Below are 22,408 nucleotides of genomic sequence, written 5' to 3'. Positions count from 1 at the left end.
GAGTTATGAGTTTAGTAATTACTCTCCCTCTGCTCCCCTGCCCTCTCTTATGCAGCTTGCGGTTCAACCAGATTTTCTATCCCCTGAACCACGGTTGCCGATTCGATTTTGTCACCAGCTTTCAGTTTATCCAAAACTTCTTTACCTTCGGTGAGATAGCCAAAAACGGCATAGCGACCATCCAATAGGTTGCGTCCGGCGGGAGTGAGTTCGGGTTCAAACAAAAAGAAGAAAAATTGTGATGAACCACCATTTACTTCACTTTCAGGACGAGCCATCACTACTGCACCAAAGGCAGAAAAAGGTAGAACTGGCATATCAACGTAACGACCAGCTTCTTCTAGAGTAATGCCATAAGTAGGTGCTTTATCTCCTTGAACTAGGACTTCTAAGGGAATAGCACGATATTTGCCCGTTGTTGGGTCAATGAAACCCACATCCTTCCCAGCAGGATCTCCAGTTTGGAGAAAGTAAGATTCTTCAGAACGGGTAAATTCTAAACCATTATAAAAACCCCTCTGTACCAAATCTACAAAATTACCAGCAGTCACAGGAGCGCTGTAACCGTCTACGACAAGGGCCAAATCGCCTTTGTTGGTTTTGATTTCTACAGTGGCACGACCTTTAAGTTGCGGCAGATTACTGTACTCAGCAGGCACTTCAAAGGGGAATTGTTTCACCATTGACTCTTCTAGCTGAGTAACAAGATTCAGAAGTTTGCCTCTCTCTTGCAGAATTTGTTCTTTATCTTTGCTGTTCGCCAATTCTTCCAATTTACCCACCCCGGATTTTAACTCGGTAATCCAAGCTTCGGCTTGGGGTTGGCGTTCTGCGGGAACGCTTGTTAAGATTTGGGAAGGTTTATCGAGAATGCGGGATGCTTGGCTGATGTCTTTGGAAATAGCACCCCAACGCCGATTCGCTCGCAGTTGGGCAGAGATGTCCTCTAAAGTGCCTTGTAGTTGCCGCACAGGTTTGTTATCTATCGGGAGTGCATACCGCAACAAAGCCTTTCCGTCGGTAATTGCATTGCCGGCTGGCAGTGCGGCGCTACTGGAGGGAGTCCACCCAGCTGTAGTTATGCCTAAAAATATTGTTACCAGCAGTATTGCCATTAGGCTGTTCTTCAGCCAGGATTTTAATAAGTTAAGCATGGGATAACTCAAATGCAGCAGTGAATTGTTGACTGGACGTAACCCATAAATAATCTTCCCACGTTAGGTGATGAGTGGAGCAGAGGTCTAGGGCAGAGGAAAAATGACTAATGACAATGACACTAAACTAATGACAAATGCCCAATGACGACCCTAGAAGGGTACAATAAATGCCGATTGTCTTCCAAAATTTGAAAGTTTCATGATCTCCAGTAACGACTTTCGACCCGGTGTTTCAATTGTATTGGATGGGTCTGTATGGCGAGTGCTTGAATTCTTGCACGTCAAACCAGGCAAAGGTTCCGCCTTTGTACGAACTAAGCTAAAAAATGTCCAGAGTGGGAGCGTTATGGAAAAAACGTTCCGCGCAGGGGAAACAGTGCCGCAAGCTACTTTAGAAAAAAGCACGATGCAGCATACCTATAAAGAAGGCGATGAGTTTGTCTTTATGGATATGGAAACCTACGAAGAAGGCAGATTGACTCGCGAACAAATTGGCGATCGCGTCAAGTACCTTAAGGAAGGTATGGAAGCCGAAGTGATTCGGTGGGGCGAACAGGTATTGGGAGTAGAGTTACCTAAGTCTGTAGTTCTAGAAATTGTCCAAACAGATCCAGGTTTAAAAGGTGACACTGCCACAGGTGGCTCAAAACCAGCAACTCTAGAAACTGGTGCAGTTGTGATGGTTCCTTTGTTTATTTCTCAAGGAGAACGCATCAAAGTTGATACCCAGGAAGATAAATATATCAGCAGGGAATAACTTTCATCTCTACGGAGATGCAAGTCCCGCTTGAAATCCCTACATAGGGATTAATCCCCTGCCACACTTAAAATGCTAATTTACGGATAGGTCGAGGTAATAAAAACTGTGCCATTGGACTTTAATGAAATCCGCCAACTACTGGCAACTATCGCACAAACAGATATTGCAGAAGTCATACTCAAAAGCGATGATTTTGAGCTAACAGTCCGTAAGGCTGTGAGCATTAGCAATCAGATGTTGTCGGTAGGTCAAGGGACTTTAGGCGGTGTGGTAGGTTCAGGCTTGACATCGGGTTCATCTGGAGGAAACCAGATGAGCGGAAGTCAGGTAACGGAGGTGTCCACATCTCGTGTATTTGAGAATACTGGAACTAGCACACAAATGCAGTTATCAGTAAATCCTGCCTCAACCATTGACCAGAGATTAGTAGAAGTGCCTTCCCCAATGGTAGGAACGTTTTATCGCGCTCCTGCGCCTGGGGAAGCGGCATTTGTGGAAGTGGGCGATCGCGTCCGCAAGGGTCAAACAGTCTGTATCATTGAAGCCATGAAGCTGATGAATGAAATCGAAGCCGAAGTCTCTGGACAGGTGATGGAAATTCTTCTTCAAAATGGCGACGCTGTAGAATATGGTCAACCTTTGATGCGAATTAACCCTGATTAAGTATTAATGTATATATGATGTGAGTCATTGTTAAAACTTTCAGTCCTTGCGGGTCAACCCTGATGAAACAAACGTTGCCTTTACCACCAGAAGTGGTGCAACAAGTAGCTGAATACTTCAGCCTGTTAAGTGAGCCAATGCGCCTACGGCTGCTACACTTATTACGGGATGAAGAAAAATGCGTGCAAGAGTTGGTAGAGGCAACACAGACTTCTCAGGCAAATGTGTCAAAACACCTGAAGGTAATGTGGCAAGCAGGTATCCTTAGCCGCCGCAGTGAAGGAACTTGCGCCTATTACCGGGTGGAAGATCAAATGATTTTTGAGTTGTGTAATCGGGTTTGCGATCGCCTCGCCACAAGGTTGGAGCAGCAAGCCCGGAATTTTCGCGTGTTAAATAGTAAACGGTAAGTTTAAGAGAGTTATGAGTTATGAGTTATGAATTAAAACTCCTAACTTGTAACTCCTAACTTTTTTAAAGGGGGTAATCTTCTTGAAACTGTTCACGAGTTAGCGGTTGTTGTAACTCTACACCCTCACCGCCTAAAACATCCAACGGTTTGCCGTTCACATCAATGTATACTTTGGCTTTGGGATTTAAAGTTGTGGCAGTGTAAACAACTTGTCCTACGCGTCCCATCATTGAGGTGCTACCACCACCGCTGGTAAAATCTTCAGATAAATTAACGTGAACCTCATCATTTTCCGCTTTCAACCCCAATAGCTTGGTTCCTTTAGGGATGGTTGTCGAATCTGTCCCTTCTGTTGGACCTGCTAACAAACTTTGGAAAGCTGCTTCTAAAGGCTGGTTGGGTCGAATAGAAGCGACTTTAATAGGCTGGGGAACCAAAGTAAGATTTTTGTTATTTGATCTTAACCAATAAACGTTGGGGGTTTGCTCATTAGCTGGCTGCCTAGTTGATGGCTGTGCTGGCTCAATGCGGCCAGAAGGATTTGATGGTGTGGGAGGATTGCTGGATTGTGTGGTAAACCAAGCTACACCGCCACCCACCGCTACAACCGCTGCTGACACGGCTGCAATTACGCCTGAAGAAATACGATTAGATCCTTGTTGGTCTTTCATGTTCAAAACCTTCCTAACTGAGGGCTGATATGGTAGTTATGTGAGGAGCAGCCTGGTTAAAGACGATACTTATAAGTAGAGAGTTTCCCACAATCTAGAGGAGACTTAATAGCTTTTAATTCTGCAAGTCCCTAATATAATTTTAGGATTTTTATTTTTAATCCGTCACCTGCCAAATTATGTAAATTTTGGGGAGTTGAGAGTGAAAAGTTAAGAGTTAGGAGTTGGGAGTTAGGAGTTGGGGACAAGGGGAAAAGGGAGACAAGGGGGAATTATTGAACAAGTCTCTACCCTCTACCTTGTCTCTTCTCCATAGCCTATGCCCTATGTATTGCTTCTGTAATCCACTTATGAAGTGTTGTTGTCACTTCATCAATGACTATTTCTTGCGATTTGCGGGTGGCTCTTTCTACAACTTCAACTTTGCCATTAGCGATCGCGCGTCCGGTTACAATTCTATAAGGTATGCCAATCAAGTCCGCATCTTTAAATTTGACTCCCGCCCGTTCGTCGCGGTCATCTAGTAGGGTTTCAATTCCCGCTTGATTGAGTTCTGTGTAAAGTTTTTGGGCAATTTCGATTTGTTGAGCATCTTTAATGTTAGGAATTGTGACGATCGCGTGGTAGGGTGCGATCGCAACTGGCCAAATAATCCCATCTTTGTCATAAGATTGCTCTACGGCAGCTTGGGCTAATCGTGACACGCCTACACCAAAACAACCCATAAATAATGGCTTTTCTTCACCCTGTTCGTTGGTATAAGTTGCACCCATCGCTTGGGAATATTTAGTGCCTAATTGGAAGATGTGACCTGCTTCAATTCCACGGGCGCTTGCAAGAGTTTGTTCTGGGTTATGGATGGCGCGATCGCCTGGTCTTGACTTACGAATATCTACTACTCGCTCTGGTAACTTAAATTGCTCACCCCAATTAGCGCCAACTACGTGATAACCAGCTTCATTTGCGCCTGTAACAAAGTTTTTTAAATCACCGGCTGTCTGATCCACTAAGCGCAAAAACTTGGGATGGATCTGTTTATTAGCAGCAATATACTCATCTGCGATATCAGGTGCAATGTAGCCTAAAGGTAGAGATTTAGCTGTCCATGTTTGCTGGGCTTCTACATTTGGTACATTCAAACTAATAATAGTTTTAGCGCCATATTCAGAAGCTAATTTGGTCAGTTCATTTTGCAATTTGACTTCATTAACTTCCTGATCGCCTCGAATGCTTACCAGAACTAACACTGTTGCGCCATTATCATAAACTGTCTGATAAAGGACATTTTTCACCAATTGAGTGGGAGAAGAGTTGAGGAGTTGACAGACCTTTTCAATCGTTTCTGTTCCAGGTGTATCGCGTTTCTCATAAGTTGTAAACCGTGAGGTTTCGGCATCAATTGGTAAAGAAACAGCCTTTTCTACGTTAGCGGCGTATTTACCATCCTCAGTGTAAAGAACTTCGTCTTCACCAGCTTCCGCCAAAATCATAAATTCTGTGGAACCAGAACCGCCAATTGCACCAGAATCGGCTTCCACTGCCCGAAAAGCTAAACCAGAACGTCGCAGGATATTGCTGTAGGCTTTATACATATCCTGGTAAGTTTCTTTGAGGCTGGCTTCATCGGTATGGAAGGAGTAGCCGTCCTTCATGATAAACTCTCGTCCGCGCATCAAACCAAAGCGGGGACGAATTTCATCGCGGAATTTGGTTTGAATTTGGTAGAGATGTAATGGTAGCTGGCGATAAGAGCGAATCATATCACGAGCGATCGCTGTGATTACTTCCTCATGAGTTGGACCTAATCCTAATTGTTGCTCGCGGCGGTCAATTAGGGAAAACATAATCCCCTCAGCTTTGGTGTAAGTGTCCCAGCGTCCCGATTCCTTCCATAAATCAGCAGGTTGTAATTGCGGTAAGAGACATTCTTGTGCGCCTGTAGCATTCATTTCTTCCCGCACAATCTGGGAAACTTTTTGCATTACCCGCCACATCAACGGCAAATAAGCATAAAGGCCACTACCGATGCGACGAATGTAGCCTGCACGGAGTAATAATTTATGGCTAGGAATCTCAGCATCAGCCGGATCATCCCGCAGTGTAACAAATAACATTTGTGAAAGTCGCATCGTTTACTCCCTTTCCAGAATCTCTAATTTGTTTATAAACCAATACGGTTCAGTTAAGGTCTACTGGCAACAATTTTGGGTTTTCGAGACGCGATAAATCGCCGTCTCTACAAGTGTTTTGTTGCTCATTCTGAACTGTATTGTGATATAATCTTTGCAACTATTTAATCTAGGTCTAGGTTATGAGTCTTTTGACATTAAAACTAGACACCGTTCACCTGAGTGACGAACAATTTTATCACTTATGTCAAAATAACCGCGAATTGAAATTTGAACGCACTGCCAAGGGAGAATTAATCATTATGTCCCCCGTTGGAGGTGAAAGCGGGAATCGAGAAGCAGATTTAATTATCGATCTGGGAATTTGGAATCGGCAAACTGGCCTTGGTTTTACCTTCAGTTCTTCTACTATATTCAAATTACCCAATGGTGCTGACCGTTCCCCAGATGCCGCTTGGATTCAACGAGAACGTTGGCAAGCACTTACCCCTGAACAAAGACGTAAATTTCCCCCCATTGCACCCGATTTTGTCATTGAATTAAGGTCAGCAACAGATGATTTGGAAATATTGCGTTCCAAAATGCAGGAATATATGGATGCAGGGGTGCAGTTAGCGTGGTTAATTAACCCCCAACAGCAGCAAGTGGAAATTTATCGCCAAAAACAAGATGTAGAAGTGCGAAATCTACCCACGCAATTATCAGGTGAAGATGTATTGCCAGGATTTAGCTTGAGTCTTTCCTGTTATTAAGATTTGCAAGTGCTGCTAAATCTCCACTATCTGCGAACACTTTTCATTGCAGCAGAAAATACTTTATAAGTCTGCGTAAGTACGCTTCATTAAAATAATCTGCGTAGACTAAGAAGGTATCCTCATTTTCTAACCTGAGTAATGTGCCAAGCACAGCGCAAGAGGCAGATTTTACCTCGACTTCATTACTCAGGGCATATTACAGCCGTTAGGATATCTTAAAAGAAATAACCATCAGGCGATTAAAATCAGGGAATCTTTAGGAGAAACTACTTTGGCAGATGTAATTTATCAAGCACAAGCACCCTTAGAATTTATTTCCCCCGCGTTTAACCCTTTATTGCTACGAGTTGTCCATCTGTTGCTACCCAGTTGGATAAAATGGCAAACACCTATTACCCAAATTGAAGCAGACAACGTAGAGGTTCTGGTGGATCTTTATCGCCAGTTTCAGGAGGGTAAGATCCGTTTTATGCTGGCATTTCGCCATCCGAAAACAGACGATCCGTTTTGTTTGGGTTACTTGCTGTCTCAAATTGTACCAAAGACAGCGCGATCGCAAGGTACAGCACTACAACTTCCGATTCACGCTCATTTTATCTACGATCGCGGCATTCCTCTCTGGGCAGGTTCCCACGTCGGCTGGATTGCTTCTCATTTAGGTGGTACTCCGATTCAGCGAGGTAAGGCTGACTGGACGGGGTTACGTTCGGCGCGTGACTTATTCGCCAATGGGAAATTCCCGATGGCGGCTGCGCCAGAAGGTGCAACTAATGGTTTATCAGAGAATATTAGCCCTCTAGAACCTGGTATTGCGCAATTAGGCTTTTGGTGTGCTGAAGATTTACACAAAGCTGGGCGCGACCAAGAGGTTCTAATTGTACCAGTTGGGATTAAATATAGTTACGTTGATGCTCCTTGGGATGCGATCGCAAATCTTTTAAGTGAATTGGAAGCGGCTAGTGGTTTACCTGTGAATGCAGCAGAAAATGCTTCTATAGAGTCGCTTTATCCCCGGTTGTTGACTTTGGCAGAACATTTACTTTTGCTCATGGAAGAATTTTACACCCGGTTTTATCATCAAAAACTGCCAGATCCTAAGATTGTCAACGGGCAAATTCCAGATAGAAATGAAGCGTTAGCAGTTCGCTTACAAGCTTTATTAAATGCAGCACTGCTAATCTCAGAACAGTATTTTAATTTGCAGTCAAAAGGTAGTTTGAGCGATCGTTGTCGGCGAGTCGAGCAAGCAGGTTGGAATTATATATTTAGAGAAGAATTTAAAGATGTCAAAGGAGTATCTGCGGTTGAAAGAGCTTTAGGCGATCGCATTGCGGAAGAAGCGAATGCACGGATGTGGCACATGCGTTTAGTAGAAAGTTTTGTGGCTGTTTCTGGTAATTATATTCGCGAAAATCCAACAGCAGAAAGGTTTGCTGAGACGACTTTAATTTTATGGCAAATGATTGCTAAAATCAAAGGCAATAAAACCGTACAGCGTCCGCAATTGGGTAAGCAAAAAGTAAAAATAACTGTGGGTGAACCCATATCTATTTCTGAGCGTTACCCGGTATATAAGGAAAATCGGTTGGGTGCTAGACAGGCTGTTGCTGATGTGACGAACGATTTACAACACGCGTTGGAAGGTTTGATTTGATTAGAAAGGTTGCATTTTTTGCTAGGAACCAGAATAAAGGTGTCAGTCGTTAGGAGGCTTATTCATTTCGACCTCTGCCTCCTGATTCCCTTAAATAGCAAGGTGCAATGTAAATGCCCAAGTGTTCATCCGAATCGGATATTACTTTCTAAAGTAGATCGCGGGTTTAGATGCCTTGTACGGAGATGCTGGCGGGATATAGTTTATTAAGCTTACACAAACCCAAAAGTTTTTAAAACTATCTAATTAAATGGGTTCAGACAATTGTCGGCTACTACACCTACTTGGCTTTGCTGCTATTTCACTTTAATACAATTGGGTTAGATAAAGGCAAATGTAACTAAATATGTCATTTTTTATTTGAGTTTTATAAAATTAACGTTAAGTTATCCAAATTATATTTTCAGAAAAATCACGCTTTTCTATTTTTGTAATTCCAATTACAAATAGAGGAGTCCAAAAAAAATGTGATTCTCTAAATCAATCAATTTATAAATAATGAAAACTCAAAACTTATTCAATTTGCTGAAGGTTGGTATTGCTACTTTTGGAATCTTCTTTGTGGCTGGTCAAGGAGCCTATGCCTCAGACTTAAAGGGAACAGCATTTAGCATCTCTTTGGAGTGCATGAATGACACTACCGGTCTTTTGATGGGTCAAAACTCCACTGATGCTAGCGGGTGGCAGTATGCATTTGATTCAAACAAAGATGGCATGAACGGGAATTACTGGGTTGGTGCCGCGGCAGGGAAAGTAAACCCCTACGATATCTCTGGTATGGCTATCAAAGAAACTGCTACCAGCATCATTGTGGCAATCAATGGCAATATGAAGTTAACAGGAGAGGCTGAACAGGGTGCTGCCGGCGGTCAGATTGGATATGGTGATTTGTTCTTCAACATGGCGGGTAAAACCTTTGAAAATGCTATGAGCAGCGGGGATTTGTTTGGGATTCATTTCGCTTCAGCGAATGCTTCAGGGGTACAACAACTAGGTGTTTATAGTAATGTTCAAGCAAAGACAGTTACTAATATCAAAGAAGGCTACACTGTTGGATATGGTGGTTTGGCAGGAGATGGATGGATTTCTTACGAAACTCAGGTAAAACAAGGTGGTGGCGTTGTCGGTTATGGTGATTTGACCAGTAGTTACTTTACCAATAACGGGAAAGACAAGACATTTAATCTCAATGTCATCAACTCTGGAAACTATCTGAATGGAATCTCGTTTCTAGCACAAGGTAATGTAACGCAGCAGTTGCTAACCACTGGCTATGATGCCAGCAAATTCAACGGCACACAAACCATTGCATTTGAATTCAAGAAATCTTCTATTGTCCAATCGACTCCTGAGCCTGCTAGTCTCGCTGGTTTAGGAATCGTCGGTCTGGCTTTGGCTGGTAGCAAGCTACGCAAAAAATTAGCGTAGCAATTAAGTAGGGACTATTCGCAATACGGCTTGATTTATCTTCAGTGATTATAGATAAGATAAAAGACTATTTTCTCTCATGGAAACGATCGCTGGAGTAATGGAATTTTGGATGAAGCTTAAGCGAAAAGTATCCCAAAGCGTATAGATTTACTCGCTAAATATTAAATAGGTAAACTTTAATGCCCTTACTTTCTAGCAAGGGCATTTTTTCTCAGATAGTTATCAAATACAAAAACTACTTTGGTAATTCTCCAAATAATCTAGGTAACGCTCCTCATAATACCTATACTCGCTAGCGCGATCGCTTACTAGTTTATATAATTCTCTCTCTAGGCGTGTTTTACAAACAGAGTGCGGTGTACCTTTTGCTGCCATCTGGATTATTTCACCCTTAATTAGCTGAACTCGGTCATTCTCCTCAAAGAAGCCGAGTTCAGCTAGACGGTGATATTCAGCTATAGTAAAGCGTTTAGCAGTGGTAAGGCTCATAACAACTACGAGAATGCAGAGTTATTTTTATCTTAATATAGCTGTAGCTGATTAAAGTGATGCGATGAAAGATGGTGAGGTGTCTAGGTCTTCTTCTTTATCCGTTTCTGTAATTTCTTCTATACTTACACCCTTACAGGGAAAGTTAAAATATTGTTTTTGAACCGTTTTTAATTCCTCTATTGACTCTTGGAAAAATAATTTAATAGCAGATAGCTGGTCTTTTTCAGATAAAAACTCTTGTAAGCTTCTTTGATAAAAAATAGCTGACCATGCTGGCAAAATGGTTAAATTAGCAGGAGTCCATATATTGGGTTTATCGTTAATTACTTTCTGCATGGACTCAATAATTTTTGGGCGTTCTCCAAAATTAGGAGAAACCTGCAAAAATATACCTAAATAGGGATAATCAGTTAAATTACTTGGATTTAAATCGAAGTATCCAAGACCGCACCAAAAAGCCCATCTTTTGATAGAAAAACTAGTGCCAATTATATATCTATTTTTAGATTTCCACTGGTACAAGCTATCCAGTTCAGCTTTATTGACACCTTCAAAAGCTTGCTTGAATTCTTTTTTAACTTCGTCATTAAGTGTGGCTTCTATAAAATTGAGTGTTTTGTTAAAATTTACCATTGTCAATATGTCAATAGATGAAAGGTGATTATTGTGAGCCATTCTGTTATTCCTCATAAAAATTAAGATTTCTTGGGCTAAGATATCAAATGCGCATTTTTCCAGGAAACTATAAAACTGATACCACCTCAGTTGGAAGAAATTAATCTTGGGTGATAACTCAAGGCAATACTCTTTGATTGTCGGTTTTGGATCGCAATCATAATCACGGGTGATGTAAATTAAAATTCGATGTCTAATATTTTCTAACTTACTTAAAATGTCAGCATATTTTTCTAATTGTCCCCATCCTGCGGTAGATCCAATTTTTGATTCAATAAATATTACATCTGTAGTTAAACCAGTTGACAGTTCAACCACAATATCAAGTCTGCTATCCTCTGTATGGCTTTCAATTCTCTTGTGTTCTTGTTGAGTTGAAATCTTGACACTAGAATAATTATCATCACTAATGATTGAGTGATGTTTTAGCCAATCAATTAAAATATCCTTCTTCAAGGATAAAAAATAAGCAACAATCTCAGTAAAAAAATCTTCCCGCGGTTTGTTTCCTGAATGCAGATTGAGTAAATTCGTGAACAAAGACATTTATTTTTAAGTATTTAAGGTAATTCCAAAAAGTCACACACAATAATTAAGCTTGTAGTCCTGATAAAACAAAACTACTGGAAATTTTTAGAAGTTCTGTTTGTATTCGGTATTACTAGCAGTGCAGCAGTTATAACTTAGCCGATCGCAGTTTGACAAGGGTGCTATACTATACCAACAAAAATAGGGGTAAAATTTTTACCCCTACAAAGTTATATATTATTTTAAGAATAGCTAGAGAAGTTTATTGCTCTGAAGTTAAGTGACTTTCTAGCAAAGATGCGATCGCTTCAGGATGAATATTCTTGTATTTCTTTTTACCAAGCTGCAAAACACAGTTGGGAGCGCTGCCACAGCATTTTTGGCAACTTGTATGTTCAATGGTAACTTTGTCTAATAAACCGCGATCGCACAAAGTTTTTTCTAAATCTGATAATAATCCTTTACCACCACGTTTGAGGCAACCACCCTTTTGACATACCATAATCCTCGCTTTGGTTTGAGGTGGTAAATCTTGCTTTGGACACGCATCAATTGGTGTCACCCGATAGGCTTTAATTTTTATTTTACTTGTGCGTGAGTCTATCTCACTATGACCACAAATGCGAAGTTGCTGACCAGGAACTAAGGATGAACTTAGTAAACGGCGTAACTCTTTAGGCAGTTTAATGTCTACATTTCCAGATGGAACTGCCAATTGCAAGTATTTATATTTTCCTGGTTCACCACCAACAAAACCTAGTAACTGTCCCTCAAGGTTCAATTCTGATAACGTCAAATACTTGTTACCCATGATTGATAAAAAGTTAGGAGTGGGGAGTTAAAAGCGAAGAGTTAGGAGTGAGGAGTTAGCAGTTAAAATTTATAACTCATAACTCATAACTCTTAACTCCTAACTGTTTTTAAGCTAGGCGTTTAGCTTCTACTGTTTGAGGTAAATTTGCTGTGTCTGGCAAATCACGAAATTCTAATTCCCAACCATTTGCTAGGGTGAGAATCTTGCCATCACTTCCATCGGTTTGTTTGACGACTTCTTCTTCAAGGTCTTTTTTAGCAACGTAAACTACTAAAGTGCCGGCATCATTCATCCGTAGCATTACTTTCATGAGATTCCTCAACCGATTCTAGTTCTTTTTTCTTGCAGCCGACGACAAACCCTGTTTCTAAGAAATGCACAGCATATATATAGGAAGTCTGCAAATATGTGCCTATACTCGCTATGTAACCGATATCTCCCTTGTTCACTAAAACTTGGCCGACTTCCTTACCAGGAAAGGTACCATCGTTTTTTAGCAGTTTACGAACTCTGACTTTTTCACCAATTTCAAAAGCGGGTGGCAAGTTTAGTTCTAATTCATCGCGTTGCATGAGAGTACCTCTGTTCTCTGACCAAATTCAACAATTCTTCTGTCGTCAAACTGCGTTTTTTCTGTACCGATTGATGGCGCACTGCGTCTAAAACAGATTGGGTTTCTTGGGAATTCAAGAAAATTCCATGCTGTTCTAACAAGTTAGCAACCAAATGCCGTCCAGAATGTTTACCTACTACTAAACGCCGTTCCCAACCTACCTCTTCAGGAGCAAATGGTTCGTAGGTGATGGGATTTTGCAATACCCCGTGAGCATGGATGCCAGATTCGTGAGCAAAGGTATTTTCGCCAACGATCGCTTTCCAAGGTGGTACATCTGCTCCTGATGCGGCTGCAACTAGTTGAGACAGTTCCAGCAAACTGGGTGTGTCAATGCCCAAATCAACGTTGTAGATGCGTTTGATCGCCATGACAACTTCTTCTAATGCTGCATTTCCCGCCCTTTCACCCAATCCGTTGACTGTGGTATTCACTGATGAGGCTCCGGCTTTGATACCCGCAAGGGCATTGGCAGTTGCCAGACCAAAATCATTATGCGTGTGGATTTCTAGGGGAATCGTCAACGCGGAAACCAGCCTTTGGACTTTGGTGTAGGTGGTGAAGGGGTCGAGAACTCCTACAGTGTCGCAGAAGCGGAAACGGGATGCACCCCATTCTTGGGCATAAAGTGCTACATCTAAGAGGAAGTTTTCATCAGCCCGGGAAGAATCTTCTCCGCCAACTGCTACCCAAAGACCTTGATCGAGGGCGAAGTGGATTGAGTCTTTGAGTTTTTGCAAACTTACTCGCCACTGACCATGAAATTTAGTGGCAATTTGGATACCAGAGACGGGAATGGCAATATGCACCCGATTCAAACCACAAGCGATGGAAGCCTTGATATCTGAGATGACAGCACGGTTCCAGCCCAAGAGTTTTGCTTGTAAACCTAAGTTAGAAATTGCGGCGATCGCACGGGTTTCTTCGTCACCCATAGCCGGTATACCCACTTCTAATTCCGGTATACCAATAGCATCGAGAAACTTCGCGATCGCTACTTTTTCTTGTAGAGTAAAGGCAACACCTGCTGCTTGTTCGCCATCACGTAATGTAGTGTCATTAATTATGATTTGATTCATTGCAAATATCCCTCTCTTGGAAGTATTCTTAATATCCTTTCCCTCTACAATCCCTCGTGATGGTAAATGCTAAAAATATCACAATTCATAATGTAGGATACATGATCCTTAATTATTGCCCCATTATTAGCATCACATCTGTATGGCAGGGAACTAAATCAATGTATAATTTACTAATCGTTTTTACCGATGTCAGTTGAAATGTCTTCGAGTAGCAATGAACTAATATAACTATTAGCAAATCCCGAACAAAGTAATACACAGAAGCCAGCAATTAAGGATGTAATCATCTTCGTAACCTCATCTTTTCTAGTGCATGTGGGTGTAATTTAGGCAGGTAATGGTACTCAATGCTAAGGGGTACAAATTCGCTAACTTTGGTCTGCTAGCCAATCAAATATCTTTCCTAGCTGCTCCAAGTCAACGAAACCATACTGCCAGAGGAGCATCGGTAGCGGGCCATTTTCTAATTCACGGTGTCGCAGAGCTACAGCAATATCAGCATTTGAAAGTTCAAGTTCATTGTGCAAAAAATTGAGTAGTTTTATATCTCTGTTCCGAGTCGCCATAATTGATTGAACTTTCAATTTCTTAATTTGGGAAAAATTTAAAAATCAGAAATTCCAATTTATATTTAGGAATTTCGCCTTTTTAATTGTTGCTATATGTCAGGGAAGTTTCAGATTTAGTAGACCCAACAAAATCTAAACCCCGTCTAATCCATCTCAGTCTGCAACAAATTCTGCTAGCAGACAGTAGCTTCAAACTCTAAACCTATTTGAGCTTTGTGCATCTATGAACAAAAAGGATAAAGTCCAGTACTTGCGTCATGAATTCAAGATTAATCGTCCCTAAATTAGGTCTTTTTGAAATAATCATGACTCATCACTGTAATGCCAGCAATGCTCTAGCCATTCTAATAATTCGTGACGAGAAGCAAGAAGTTGCATAACTGTACTACGAATTAGAATTACTTCGAGCAAATTATTCACTTGCACCCGTAAAGAACCATCGGGGGGACAAGAGCAATTAATTTTTAACTCTTGCAAACGGTGATAGATTCGCCAGCGATCGCTCAAAGGAATCTGCAAAACGTGATTTGTCATTTGTCATTTGTCCTTTGTCCTTTGTCCTTTGTCATTTGTCCTTTGTCATTTGTCCTTTGTCATTTGCAAATGACCAATGACTAATGACTCTTAACGCTTAAAGTTTGCAGTTGTTTTTCGAGTTCTTCAATGCGCGAGAGCAAAGAACGAATCACGGTTGCTTCCACATCGGGTAGCTTTCCATGTTCTAGAGGAGAAAGGCTGGCGCTTTCGTTGCGAGAAATAATTCGACCGGGGATTCCCACAACTGTGCGATCGCTGGGGACATTTTGCAAGACAACCGAACCTGCACCAATACGGACGCGATCGCCAATTTGCAGATTACCTAAAACTTTCGCACCCGCCCCAATCACTGCATTTTTGCCGACTGTGGGATGACGCTTACCAGTTTCTTTACCAGTTCCGCCAAGGGTGACGCCTTGGTAAATCAGTGTATAGTCGCCCACGATCGCAGTTTCGCCAATGACTACTCCCATTCCGTGGTCGATAAACACGCCCTCACCAATCTCTGCACCTGGGTGAATTTCAATTCCCGTCAAAAATCGCCCCAAATGAGAAATTAAGCGGGGGATAAAACCGACTCCTCGACAATGTAACCAGTGAGCAAGACGATGCAAACATAGCGCGTGCAATCCTGGGTAGCAAAACACCACTTCTAGCCAATTACGTGCTGCGGGATCGCGCTCAAAAATAATGCGAAAATCACTCAATAATGGCTCAAAAAAAACGCCAGAGAGGAGATTTTTCAGCATGGATGTACGGGCAGAATCCTGCGTTTTGGTACTTGGGGGTAGGCGAAGCCCGTCGGAGACATCGCTAATACTGTCTAAAGACTGTTGCATCGGTAATGTCTATCTGGTAAATGAGTCATCTGCTATTTTTATGCTTATATCAGGTGACATCCAACTCGATAGAAAATCCAATGCTGATTGGATTTATTGGATTGATTGAGGTTGTACTCAAACGCCGAAACCCCGACTCCAGATAAACTTAAAATTTATCTTGGGGTAGGGGCACTAGTATTTAATGATAGGGGTACTAGTATTTTTGGGGCAGGGGTTAAGAATTTCTGTTCACGCTACAAGAAACTTTACCCGTAAGCATTTGCTAAGATTTTATCAAGATATTTTGCAATATATTAAGCTGTACTCAGATGCACTCAAATATGAATTTGGTAAGGCTATAAATCTATTTTCTGTATATCCTATTACTATTAGTATCTTATTATTTGGATAGGCGAAAGACAGGTTTCTTTATTTTCTTTTAGGATTTGCTGTCTGTATGTATGTATACGTTTCAAAATATAGTTATCGCTCATCGTAACTGTTTTCTTATTATATAGATGTGTGGGAATAGCGATCGCAAAATCTTAGAGCGGCATAATAGGTAGATATTCTCATAGCGCCCCTACTCAATAAACCTGTAGAGGTGGATTCATCCGGTTCAAATACTCGTTAACGGAGATAAAAGGTGGATTCATCCAGTTCAAATACTCGACGACGGAGATAAAATGTGATATACAAGGTATCTTGCAAAAGTCCCTAGCACCCCACTCCTTAATCCCCTCCCCTTAGTAACTACGGTGTATACACAAGTCTGAAATAGTTTACTCACCTGGTTTTTTGCGTCAGTTTTACCCCACCCTAACCCTCCCCTTGGAAAGGGGAGGGAACTAGATTCCTGTTTCCCCCCTTTGCATCGGGGGGATTAAGGGGGGTAATTTGACTTGTGTATACACCCTTACTAAGGGGAGGAGAGACAAAGCATAACTTTGGCGGAGTGGGGTTCTTCTTTGTGATTTATGCAAGAGGTCTACAGAATAGGGGCGTACATTTGTACGCCCCTACAGTTCGCCGATGAGTATTAAATTATCAAGAGACGGGAGTTTTAGCAGATTTACCTCTACCAATAGCTTTAAAACGTTCGCCCAACTGTTCAGCGACAGTTTTTAAGCCTGGAGTCTTTTTCGATGCAGTCTTCACGTAATCATAAACAGTCAAACTGCTAGTCATAGCTTCACTACCGACAGCCATTAAAGTATCATCTACCTGTTCGGTGAGTTGCTGCATTGAGGTTAAAAGTTCGGTAAGCGCAGCAGCTAATTGATAATCTTGAACCAGTTCCTCAACATCAAAAGTGGCTGGAAGGATTTCGCGGTTAGACTGAGCAGCAGTAATGCTATTGTTCACAAAGGCTAGGCTTTTATCGCCCATTATTACTAACTTACGCCGTTCTTCAGTGCTGAGAGTAATCAGAAAGGGCATCTTTTTTTGAACTGTCTGTAGCGCGGCTTTAATTTCTTGGATATCTTGTGGCGAAAGGGAGGCTGCAATATTTTGATAGGCCATCGTATATCTACCTTGGGAGTTCTAATGGTGACGTAGCAATAGTTGCTAAGTATATAATTCCCATTGGTGGATGCGATCGCACATCATAACCTATTAATGGATAGCTTACAAGCAGGTTTATCAATACCATAAAAGCAAAAATTTTGTCAATATCATTAGAGATAAATCTTTGAGTAGTTGTGATGGAAGCATAACCATTTCGACGAAGTATATTGAGTGCGATGCCTACGTTCGCACCGATAGAAGACTTGTGTATACACCGCCTCAAGGAGAGGGACAGGCTTTGCGTAGCAAAACCAGGGTGAGGTTCTTTTATTATGGGCAATTCAGCGGACACGATATGAGCCGTCGAATTTACGTAACTCAGAACCAAAATATTGAATCAGATTAAAGTATTATATTTTACTAGTTAGATAAACACTTGTTTGAGAGTAAATGTAAAAATAAATGCTCCAACTTCAACAAAAATCTGGGTTAATGACTGAATGAATTGATTTTTATTAGGTGCTTTGAAATCACTATTACTTATAAATATTTGAATAAATACTTACTATGCTTTAGAGGTAAACACTCACTTATTAATACTAATCAACAAATTAAGCAGTTGTCAGTAAAGTCACAATACGAATACGGGTTAGTATTTAATATTGTCATTTGTTCAACGTTACTTACATTTGTTTGAACTTGAGCGAAAATCGTTCAATCAGTTGAAAGCTAGTTGGCAAAAGGCATTCACGAGCTACTCTTTCTTTTTTAAATGACCTAACAAGTCAGGATGTAGTCAACTCTGTCTATAAAATTCATAGTGAATAAGTTTTACAAAAACCAATATTCTGCATAAAAGAAGAAAATACCTCTGAGTAATACTTAGCAGCTAAAAACTATAAGTTTTGTAGTTCATAGGCAGAAACTAGTACTTCAATACTTTTCCTAGAAATGAAGTATTAGTAACTCATTATTCACTTAGAGAAATTAAGAATTAGGAGTATTAATCATGGCAGTAAATTGGATTCCAGGGCCAGGGCCGACTAATGCAGCAGATGTAGGTATTAGTAATGCCGCTTCTGATAACTTCAATGGTTTGGGTGGAAATGACAGCCTTTATGGAAATGCTGGTAATGACCTGTTACGAGGTGGCGATGGTATTGACTTTTTATCCGGTGGGGACGGGGACGATACTCTAATAGGAGATCGTGGCAACGACACCTTCACTGGCGGAAACGGCAACGATCGCCTGATCTGGAACAATGGTGACGGTAGCGATAGAATCAGCGGTAACGCTGGCTTTGACGTGGTTGAAGTCAACGGCGCGGGTGTGGGAGACAACTTCCGCCTACAACAAGATGCTCAAGGCAGAGCAATCTTTGATCGGCTGAACCTGGTTCCCTTCACTCTGACTGTAGACAGTGCAGAGAGGTTTGAAATCAATGGTGGTGGCGGTGATGACACCCTTGATGTCAACAACCTGTCAGCAACTTCTCTAAATGCAGTCTGGTTCACAGGCGGGGCTGGAAATGACTTGCTCGATGGTAGTGCTACAGCAACACCGTTGAGAGGCTTGGGTGGTGAGGGTAATGACAGCCTGACAGGTGGTACTGGCAATGACTTCCTCTCTGGTGATATCGGTAATGACCTGTTACGAGGTGGCGATGGTATCGACTTTCTATCTGGTGGGGACGGGAACGATACCATACTCGGAAATCGTGGCAACGACACCTTCACTGGCGGAAATGGCAACGATCGCTTGATCTGGAACAATGGTGACGGTAGCGATAGAATCAGCGGTAACGCTGGCTTTGACGTGGTTGAAGTCAACGGCGCGGGTGTGGGAGACAACTTCCGCCTACAACAAGATGCTCAAGGCAGAGCAATCTTTGATCGGCTGAACCTGGTTCCCTTCACTCTGACTGTAGACAGTGCAGAGAGGTTTGAAATCAATGGTGGTGGCGGTGATGACACCCTTGATGTCAACAACCTGTCAGCAACTTCTCTAAATGCAGTCTGGTTCACAGGCGGGGCTGGAAATGACTTGCTCGATGGTAGTGCTACAGCAACACCGTTGAGAGGCTTGGGTGGTGAGGGTAATGACAGCCTGACAGGTGGTACTGGCAATGACTTCCTCTCTGGTGATATCGGTAATGACCTGTTACGAGGTGGCGATGGTATCGACTTTCTATCTGGTGGGGACGGGAACGATACCATACTCGGAAATCGTGGCAACGACACCTTCACTGGCGGAAATGGCAACGATCGCTTGATCTGGAACAATGGTGACGGTAGCGATAGAATCAGCGGTAACGCTGGCTTTGACGTGGTTGAAGTCAACGGCGCGGGTGTGGGAGACAACTTCCGCCTACAACAAGATGCTCAAGGCAGAGCAATCTTTGATCGGCTGAACCTGGTTCCCTTCACTCTGACTGTAGACAGTGCAGAGAGGTTTGAAATCAATGGTGCTGGCGGTGATGACACCCTCGATGTCAACAACCTCTCTGCAACTTCTCTAAATGCAGTCTGGTTCACAGGCGGGGCTGGAAATGACTTCCTTGATGGTAGTGGTACAGCGACACCATTAACCGGCTTTGGTGGTGAGGGTAATGACATCCTCTATGGTGGTGCTGGCAATGACTTACTTTATGGAGATGCTGGTAATGATACATTACGAGGTGGTAAAGGCAATGACATCCTGAGTGGTGGTGCTGGTGGCGATCGCTTTGTGTTCAACTCAGGCGCTGCGTACAATAGCGCCGATCTCGGTGTAGATAAAATTACTGACTTCAGCAGTTTTAGCGATAAAATTGTCCTCGATAAGACAACTTTTGGCGGACTCAATAATCTGTTCCAAATTAGGATAGTAGCTAATGATGCAGCAGCTGCAACTAGCTCTGGACTCATTACTTACAGTCTTGGAACTGGCAACTTGTTCTTCAACCAAAACTTGACATCACCAGGCTTTGGGACAGGTAGTCTGTTTGCCAACATTGATAACGATAACAATCAATTCACAGCCCCACCATTATTATCAGCTACAAGCTTTGAGATCGTTGCGTAAACATCTCTTAAAATCCATAGAAGCTAAGGCATATCTGCAAGCTCGTAGCTAAATCCTAATTAGCAACGTTGATGATTGCTAATTAGGGATAATTGAATCCTCCTCATACTTCAAGTACGGGGAGGATTATACACTTCAATCCAGATAGATCCGAAAAACTTATACCAATTTTAAAAATGATTGCGACAGATGGAAAACTGAAACACTTATCCAATGGATGTTTCACAATCCAAAATCTAAAATCTAAAATGGTATTAAGAGTTGTTGCATAGGCGTAGCCAACCGTAGGCATCGCTTTGGAAAAGCAGGTAATTTTGGACGACCAAAAATATTTCGGAAAAGTTCCTAATTGATGTCTTGAAAGTTGAATTATGGATGGGCATTCTTAAAAAATGCAGATTTATTTTTCTACGGAAAAATTAATTAAAAGATAAAGTTTATTTAAACAACCTCTCGTAAATAAATTGAAATTTGTTGTAGCATAATAATAGTTAGAGTTTTTACAACTAATCAATCGATTAATATGCGTTTACCTATCCTTATCAGTGCAACACTATTGCTATCTCTAGGTCTGAATCTACCAGGTATATCCGAAACTACCGCAGAGAAAGCACAATATCAAACGCAAACAAATAATAACTTGAATTCAAGACGGTTGACATTTAATAAGCGTTTGTGGGAGCGGGCAAATATTTATAACTATCGCATTACAGTTAGCAACAGTTGCTTCTGTATACCAGATGCTAGAGGACCAGTAGTTATTCGAGTACGTAATGGTCAACCAACTTCCATAACTTCTGTAGCTACAGGTCAACCAGTTAATCCGCAATTCTTTCAAAAATACGACACAATTCCCGAACTCTTTAATGTGATTCAAGATGCTATCAAGCGTAAGGCATCCAACCTGGATGTAGAATACAATGCTAAACTTGGCTATCCAACTAAAATTAATATCGATTACAATAGTCAAATAGCTGATGAAGAAATATTTCTGACAATTGAGAATTTTCAGTAACTTAAAAATAGACGCTAAAATCATTACTTGCGCTCAATCTCAACCCAAAACAGGAGTGAGTTAGTAACTCCAAAGCGAGGTTTAATAATTCACTTTCCCCCAAAAAGCTAATAGCGATCCAATACGCTTGAGTTAAGGGTTATTCGTGTAGATAATTTGTCTTTTAAGACGCGATAAATCGCATCTCTACATCTGGATTTTGTTGCTCATTCTCAACTGTATTAGATCACCATTAACTTTTCATAAAAATTAACACTTTGATTAAGTTATGTTGATTTTGTGCGAGTAATTCTCAATTATTCAACGAATTTGTTGTGTTTGAGGGCTTGACTAAAAACAGTCACTTCTGATAGCCTAAAATTACTCGATAAGATTAGGGCTTGCTGTAACTTTATTCGCTAGTTGCAATCGAAGTAACTTTACTAATCCCATGCTAGAATTTAACTTTTTACAGATGGCTTAAAGCTGTACACCCATTTGTGAAAATCATCGTTAAGACTCATTTGCCGCTCTTGCGTCTGCCCATTAGATGCCACGGTGTTAATGTCGTAGTAACGCATCTCACCCAAGGCACTACGAGCTTGAATGAGTTTTGTCCGCTCAATGCGACACTGTTGGTATCTAGTCAGAGCTTCTTGGAGATTAGCTGAATCAGAAAAACACTCTCCTAGTTGGTATGCATCTTCAAAAGTGGTATTGGCTCCTTGTCCCATTGCAGGGGCCATTGGGTGAGCCGCATCGCCTAAGAGAGTGACTCTGCCTTGACTCCATTGAGTTAACGGTGGGCGATCGCAAATTGGCCCTTCCCAAATTTCCTCGGCTGGTGTCGCTTCAACCACCACCCGAAAGGATTCATCCCAGTCGGCTAATTCATAGAGAATGCGAGATTTGACTTCATCAGCACTGTGGGAAAGGGAGTACTCAGGTGAGAACTTCCGACTAATCCAACTGGTATAGCCGCCGCCCACATTCAGAAGGTACATGAACCTATCCCACTAATACCGAAATATGGTAATCTACTTCTCGTATGAGAGGGGTGTATCTGTGTATGGCTGGG

The 22,408-nt window shown here is 41.7% G+C and carries 23 protein-coding genes; 8 read left to right on the top strand and 15 right to left on the bottom strand.

Annotation, left to right across the window (positions count from 1 at the left end; translation table 11 throughout):
* Window positions 1-47 precede the first annotated feature (47 nt).
* Window positions 48-1,154, bottom strand: coding sequence for a peptidylprolyl isomerase (locus HWQ43_RS14500; protein WP_292734722.1), 1,107 nt, complete (start codon window positions 1,152-1,154; stop codon window positions 48-50).
* 202 nt (window positions 1,155-1,356) lie between these two features.
* Between HWQ43_RS14500 and efp the strand changes: the two genes are divergently transcribed.
* The 3 genes from efp (at window position 1,357) to HWQ43_RS14485 (ending at window position 2,990) form a co-directional block, all read left to right on the top strand.
* On the top strand, window positions 1,357-1,914 hold the full coding sequence (gene efp, locus HWQ43_RS14495; RefSeq protein WP_094349903.1) for an elongation factor P: 558 nt from the start codon (window positions 1,357-1,359) through the stop codon (window positions 1,912-1,914).
* 108 nt (window positions 1,915-2,022) lie between these two features.
* A complete protein-coding gene (gene accB, locus HWQ43_RS14490; RefSeq protein ID WP_292734719.1) occupies window positions 2,023-2,580 on the top strand; it encodes an acetyl-CoA carboxylase biotin carboxyl carrier protein in 558 nt (185 codons plus the stop codon).
* A gap of 62 nt (window positions 2,581-2,642) precedes the next feature.
* Window positions 2,643-2,990 carry a metalloregulator ArsR/SmtB family transcription factor gene (locus tag HWQ43_RS14485; protein WP_094349905.1) on the top strand — a complete coding sequence of 116 codons (348 nt, stop codon included), beginning with the start codon at window positions 2,643-2,645 and terminating at the stop codon, window positions 2,988-2,990.
* Window positions 2,991-3,054: 64 nt separating this feature from the next.
* Here the strand turns inward: HWQ43_RS14485 and HWQ43_RS14480 are convergent, their stop codons facing one another.
* Complete coding sequence (locus tag HWQ43_RS14480; RefSeq protein WP_292734716.1) at window positions 3,055-3,663, bottom strand: GerMN domain-containing protein; 609 nt, start codon at window positions 3,661-3,663, stop codon at window positions 3,055-3,057.
* A gap of 317 nt (window positions 3,664-3,980) precedes the next feature.
* Window positions 3,981-5,792: a proline--tRNA ligase gene (locus HWQ43_RS14475; protein WP_292734713.1), complete on the bottom strand. Its 1,812-nt coding sequence runs from the start codon at window positions 5,790-5,792 to the stop codon at window positions 3,981-3,983.
* A 182-nt stretch (window positions 5,793-5,974) separates the two neighbouring features.
* Between HWQ43_RS14475 and HWQ43_RS14470 the strand changes: the two genes are divergently transcribed.
* From HWQ43_RS14470 to HWQ43_RS14460, 3 genes are all read left to right on the top strand, one after another.
* Window positions 5,975-6,544 carry a Uma2 family endonuclease gene (locus HWQ43_RS14470; RefSeq protein WP_292734709.1) on the top strand — a complete coding sequence of 190 codons (570 nt, stop codon included), beginning with the start codon at window positions 5,975-5,977 and terminating at the stop codon, window positions 6,542-6,544.
* A 274-nt stretch (window positions 6,545-6,818) separates the two neighbouring features.
* Window positions 6,819-8,201, top strand: a complete 1,383-nt coding sequence (locus HWQ43_RS14465) for a 1-acyl-sn-glycerol-3-phosphate acyltransferase (RefSeq protein WP_292734706.1) — start codon at window positions 6,819-6,821, stop codon at window positions 8,199-8,201.
* 498 nt (window positions 8,202-8,699) lie between these two features.
* Window positions 8,700-9,629: an XDD3 family exosortase-dependent surface protein gene (locus HWQ43_RS14460; RefSeq protein ID WP_292734703.1), complete on the top strand. Its 930-nt coding sequence runs from the start codon at window positions 8,700-8,702 to the stop codon at window positions 9,627-9,629.
* A gap of 225 nt (window positions 9,630-9,854) precedes the next feature.
* Here the strand turns inward: HWQ43_RS14460 and HWQ43_RS14455 are convergent, their stop codons facing one another.
* The 11 genes from HWQ43_RS14455 to HWQ43_RS14405 all read right to left on the bottom strand — a co-directional run bounded on the left by HWQ43_RS14455 (window position 9,855) and on the right by HWQ43_RS14405 (window position 17,624).
* Window positions 9,855-10,121: a Uma2 family endonuclease gene (locus HWQ43_RS14455; protein WP_292734701.1), complete on the bottom strand. Its 267-nt coding sequence runs from the start codon at window positions 10,119-10,121 to the stop codon at window positions 9,855-9,857.
* Window positions 10,122-10,172: 51 nt separating this feature from the next.
* Window positions 10,173-11,345, bottom strand: coding sequence for a PD-(D/E)XK nuclease family protein (locus HWQ43_RS14450; protein WP_292734698.1), 1,173 nt, complete (start codon window positions 11,343-11,345; stop codon window positions 10,173-10,175).
* Between the two features lie 244 nt (window positions 11,346-11,589).
* A complete protein-coding gene (locus HWQ43_RS14445; protein ID WP_292734695.1) occupies window positions 11,590-12,138 on the bottom strand; it encodes a (2Fe-2S) ferredoxin domain-containing protein in 549 nt (182 codons plus the stop codon).
* Between the two features lie 109 nt (window positions 12,139-12,247).
* The gene (nifT, locus tag HWQ43_RS14440) at window positions 12,248-12,451 is read right to left on the bottom strand and encodes a putative nitrogen fixation protein NifT (RefSeq protein ID WP_181928102.1); all 204 of its coding nucleotides are present in this window, start codon (window positions 12,449-12,451) and stop codon (window positions 12,248-12,250) included.
* Window positions 12,426-12,713, bottom strand: a complete 288-nt coding sequence (locus tag HWQ43_RS14435; protein ID WP_069070441.1) for a nitrogen fixation protein NifZ — start codon at window positions 12,711-12,713, stop codon at window positions 12,426-12,428. Before HWQ43_RS14435 ends, nifT begins: the two co-directional genes overlap by 26 nt.
* Window positions 12,700-13,833: a homocitrate synthase gene (gene nifV / locus HWQ43_RS14430; RefSeq protein ID WP_292734687.1), complete on the bottom strand. Its 1,134-nt coding sequence runs from the start codon at window positions 13,831-13,833 to the stop codon at window positions 12,700-12,702. The genes HWQ43_RS14435 and nifV overlap by 14 nt, the downstream gene beginning before the upstream one ends.
* 371 nt (window positions 13,834-14,204) lie before the next feature.
* A complete protein-coding gene (locus HWQ43_RS14425) occupies window positions 14,205-14,402 on the bottom strand; it encodes a DUF2949 domain-containing protein (RefSeq protein WP_094349915.1) in 198 nt (65 codons plus the stop codon).
* Window positions 14,403-14,708: 306 nt separating this feature from the next.
* Complete coding sequence (locus tag HWQ43_RS14420; RefSeq protein WP_292734684.1) at window positions 14,709-14,939, bottom strand: Asr1405/Asl0597 family protein; 231 nt, start codon at window positions 14,937-14,939, stop codon at window positions 14,709-14,711.
* A gap of 80 nt (window positions 14,940-15,019) precedes the next feature.
* On the bottom strand, window positions 15,020-15,691 hold the full coding sequence (gene cysE, locus HWQ43_RS14415) for a serine O-acetyltransferase (RefSeq protein WP_292734837.1): 672 nt from the start codon (window positions 15,689-15,691) through the stop codon (window positions 15,020-15,022).
* A 1,119-nt stretch (window positions 15,692-16,810) separates the two neighbouring features.
* Window positions 16,811-17,287: a hypothetical protein gene (locus tag HWQ43_RS14410; protein ID WP_292734681.1), complete on the bottom strand. Its 477-nt coding sequence runs from the start codon at window positions 17,285-17,287 to the stop codon at window positions 16,811-16,813.
* A gap of 7 nt (window positions 17,288-17,294) precedes the next feature.
* Window positions 17,295-17,624 (bottom strand): hypothetical protein, encoded by a 330-nt coding sequence (locus HWQ43_RS14405; protein WP_292734678.1) that lies wholly within the window; start codon window positions 17,622-17,624, stop codon window positions 17,295-17,297.
* 657 nt (window positions 17,625-18,281) lie between these two features.
* Here HWQ43_RS14405 and HWQ43_RS14400 point away from each other — a divergent pair.
* Window positions 18,282-20,336, top strand: a complete 2,055-nt coding sequence (locus HWQ43_RS14400; RefSeq protein ID WP_292734675.1) for a calcium-binding protein — start codon at window positions 18,282-18,284, stop codon at window positions 20,334-20,336.
* Between the two features lie 523 nt (window positions 20,337-20,859).
* Entirely contained in the window at window positions 20,860-21,351 is a 492-nt protein-coding gene (locus HWQ43_RS14395) for a DUF6174 domain-containing protein (protein ID WP_292734672.1), read from the top strand.
* A gap of 440 nt (window positions 21,352-21,791) precedes the next feature.
* Here HWQ43_RS14395 and HWQ43_RS14390 read toward each other — a convergent pair whose 3' ends face one another.
* Window positions 21,792-22,334 carry an FAD-dependent monooxygenase gene (locus tag HWQ43_RS14390; RefSeq protein WP_292734669.1) on the bottom strand — a complete coding sequence of 181 codons (543 nt, stop codon included), beginning with the start codon at window positions 22,332-22,334 and terminating at the stop codon, window positions 21,792-21,794.
* Between the last annotated feature and the right edge of the window lie 74 nt (window positions 22,335-22,408).

Source organism: Nostoc sp. JL31, assembly GCF_017114965.1.
GTDB classification, from domain to species: domain Bacteria; phylum Cyanobacteriota; class Cyanobacteriia; order Cyanobacteriales; family Nostocaceae; genus Nostoc; species Nostoc punctiforme_A.
Note: the sequence above shows the minus strand (reverse complement) of the source record. Positions and strands in the feature narration are given on the sequence as shown.

Bases quoted from the DNA above. Each gene is read 5' to 3' on its own strand.
- HWQ43_RS14400 (WP_292734675.1), top strand. From the start codon at position 18,282: ATGGCAGTAAATTGGATTCCAGGGCCAGGGCCGACTAATGCAGCAGAT.
- HWQ43_RS14485 (WP_094349905.1), top strand. From the start codon at position 2,643: ATGAAACAAACGTTGCCTTTACCACCAGAAGTGGTGCAACAAGTAGCT.
- cysE (WP_292734837.1), bottom strand. From the start codon at position 15,691: ATGCTGAAAAATCTCCTCTCTGGCGTTTTTTTTGAGCCATTATTGAGT.
- HWQ43_RS14425 (WP_094349915.1), bottom strand. From the start codon at position 14,402: ATGGCGACTCGGAACAGAGATATAAAACTACTCAATTTTTTGCACAAT.
- efp (WP_094349903.1), top strand. From the start codon at position 1,357: ATGATCTCCAGTAACGACTTTCGACCCGGTGTTTCAATTGTATTGGAT.
- HWQ43_RS14480 (WP_292734716.1), bottom strand. From the start codon at position 3,663: ATGAAAGACCAACAAGGATCTAATCGTATTTCTTCAGGCGTAATTGCA.
- HWQ43_RS14450 (WP_292734698.1), bottom strand. From the start codon at position 11,345: ATGTCTTTGTTCACGAATTTACTCAATCTGCATTCAGGAAACAAACCG.
- HWQ43_RS14460 (WP_292734703.1), top strand. From the start codon at position 8,700: ATGAAAACTCAAAACTTATTCAATTTGCTGAAGGTTGGTATTGCTACT.
- HWQ43_RS14455 (WP_292734701.1), bottom strand. From the start codon at position 10,121: ATGAGCCTTACCACTGCTAAACGCTTTACTATAGCTGAATATCACCGT.
- nifV (WP_292734687.1), bottom strand. From the start codon at position 13,833: ATGAATCAAATCATAATTAATGACACTACATTACGTGATGGCGAACAA.
- HWQ43_RS14420 (WP_292734684.1), bottom strand. From the start codon at position 14,939: ATGACAAATCACGTTTTGCAGATTCCTTTGAGCGATCGCTGGCGAATC.
- HWQ43_RS14435 (WP_069070441.1), bottom strand. From the start codon at position 12,713: ATGCAACGCGATGAATTAGAACTAAACTTGCCACCCGCTTTTGAAATT.
- HWQ43_RS14445 (WP_292734695.1), bottom strand. From the start codon at position 12,138: ATGGGTAACAAGTATTTGACGTTATCAGAATTGAACCTTGAGGGACAG.
- nifT (WP_181928102.1), bottom strand. From the start codon at position 12,451: ATGAAAGTAATGCTACGGATGAATGATGCCGGCACTTTAGTAGTTTAC.
- HWQ43_RS14395 (WP_292734672.1), top strand. From the start codon at position 20,860: ATGCGTTTACCTATCCTTATCAGTGCAACACTATTGCTATCTCTAGGT.
- HWQ43_RS14470 (WP_292734709.1), top strand. From the start codon at position 5,975: ATGAGTCTTTTGACATTAAAACTAGACACCGTTCACCTGAGTGACGAA.
- HWQ43_RS14390 (WP_292734669.1), bottom strand. From the start codon at position 22,334: ATGTACCTTCTGAATGTGGGCGGCGGCTATACCAGTTGGATTAGTCGG.
- HWQ43_RS14410 (WP_292734681.1), bottom strand. From the start codon at position 17,287: ATGGCCTATCAAAATATTGCAGCCTCCCTTTCGCCACAAGATATCCAA.
- HWQ43_RS14500 (WP_292734722.1), bottom strand. From the start codon at position 1,154: ATGCTTAACTTATTAAAATCCTGGCTGAAGAACAGCCTAATGGCAATA.
- HWQ43_RS14475 (WP_292734713.1), bottom strand. From the start codon at position 5,792: ATGCGACTTTCACAAATGTTATTTGTTACACTGCGGGATGATCCGGCT.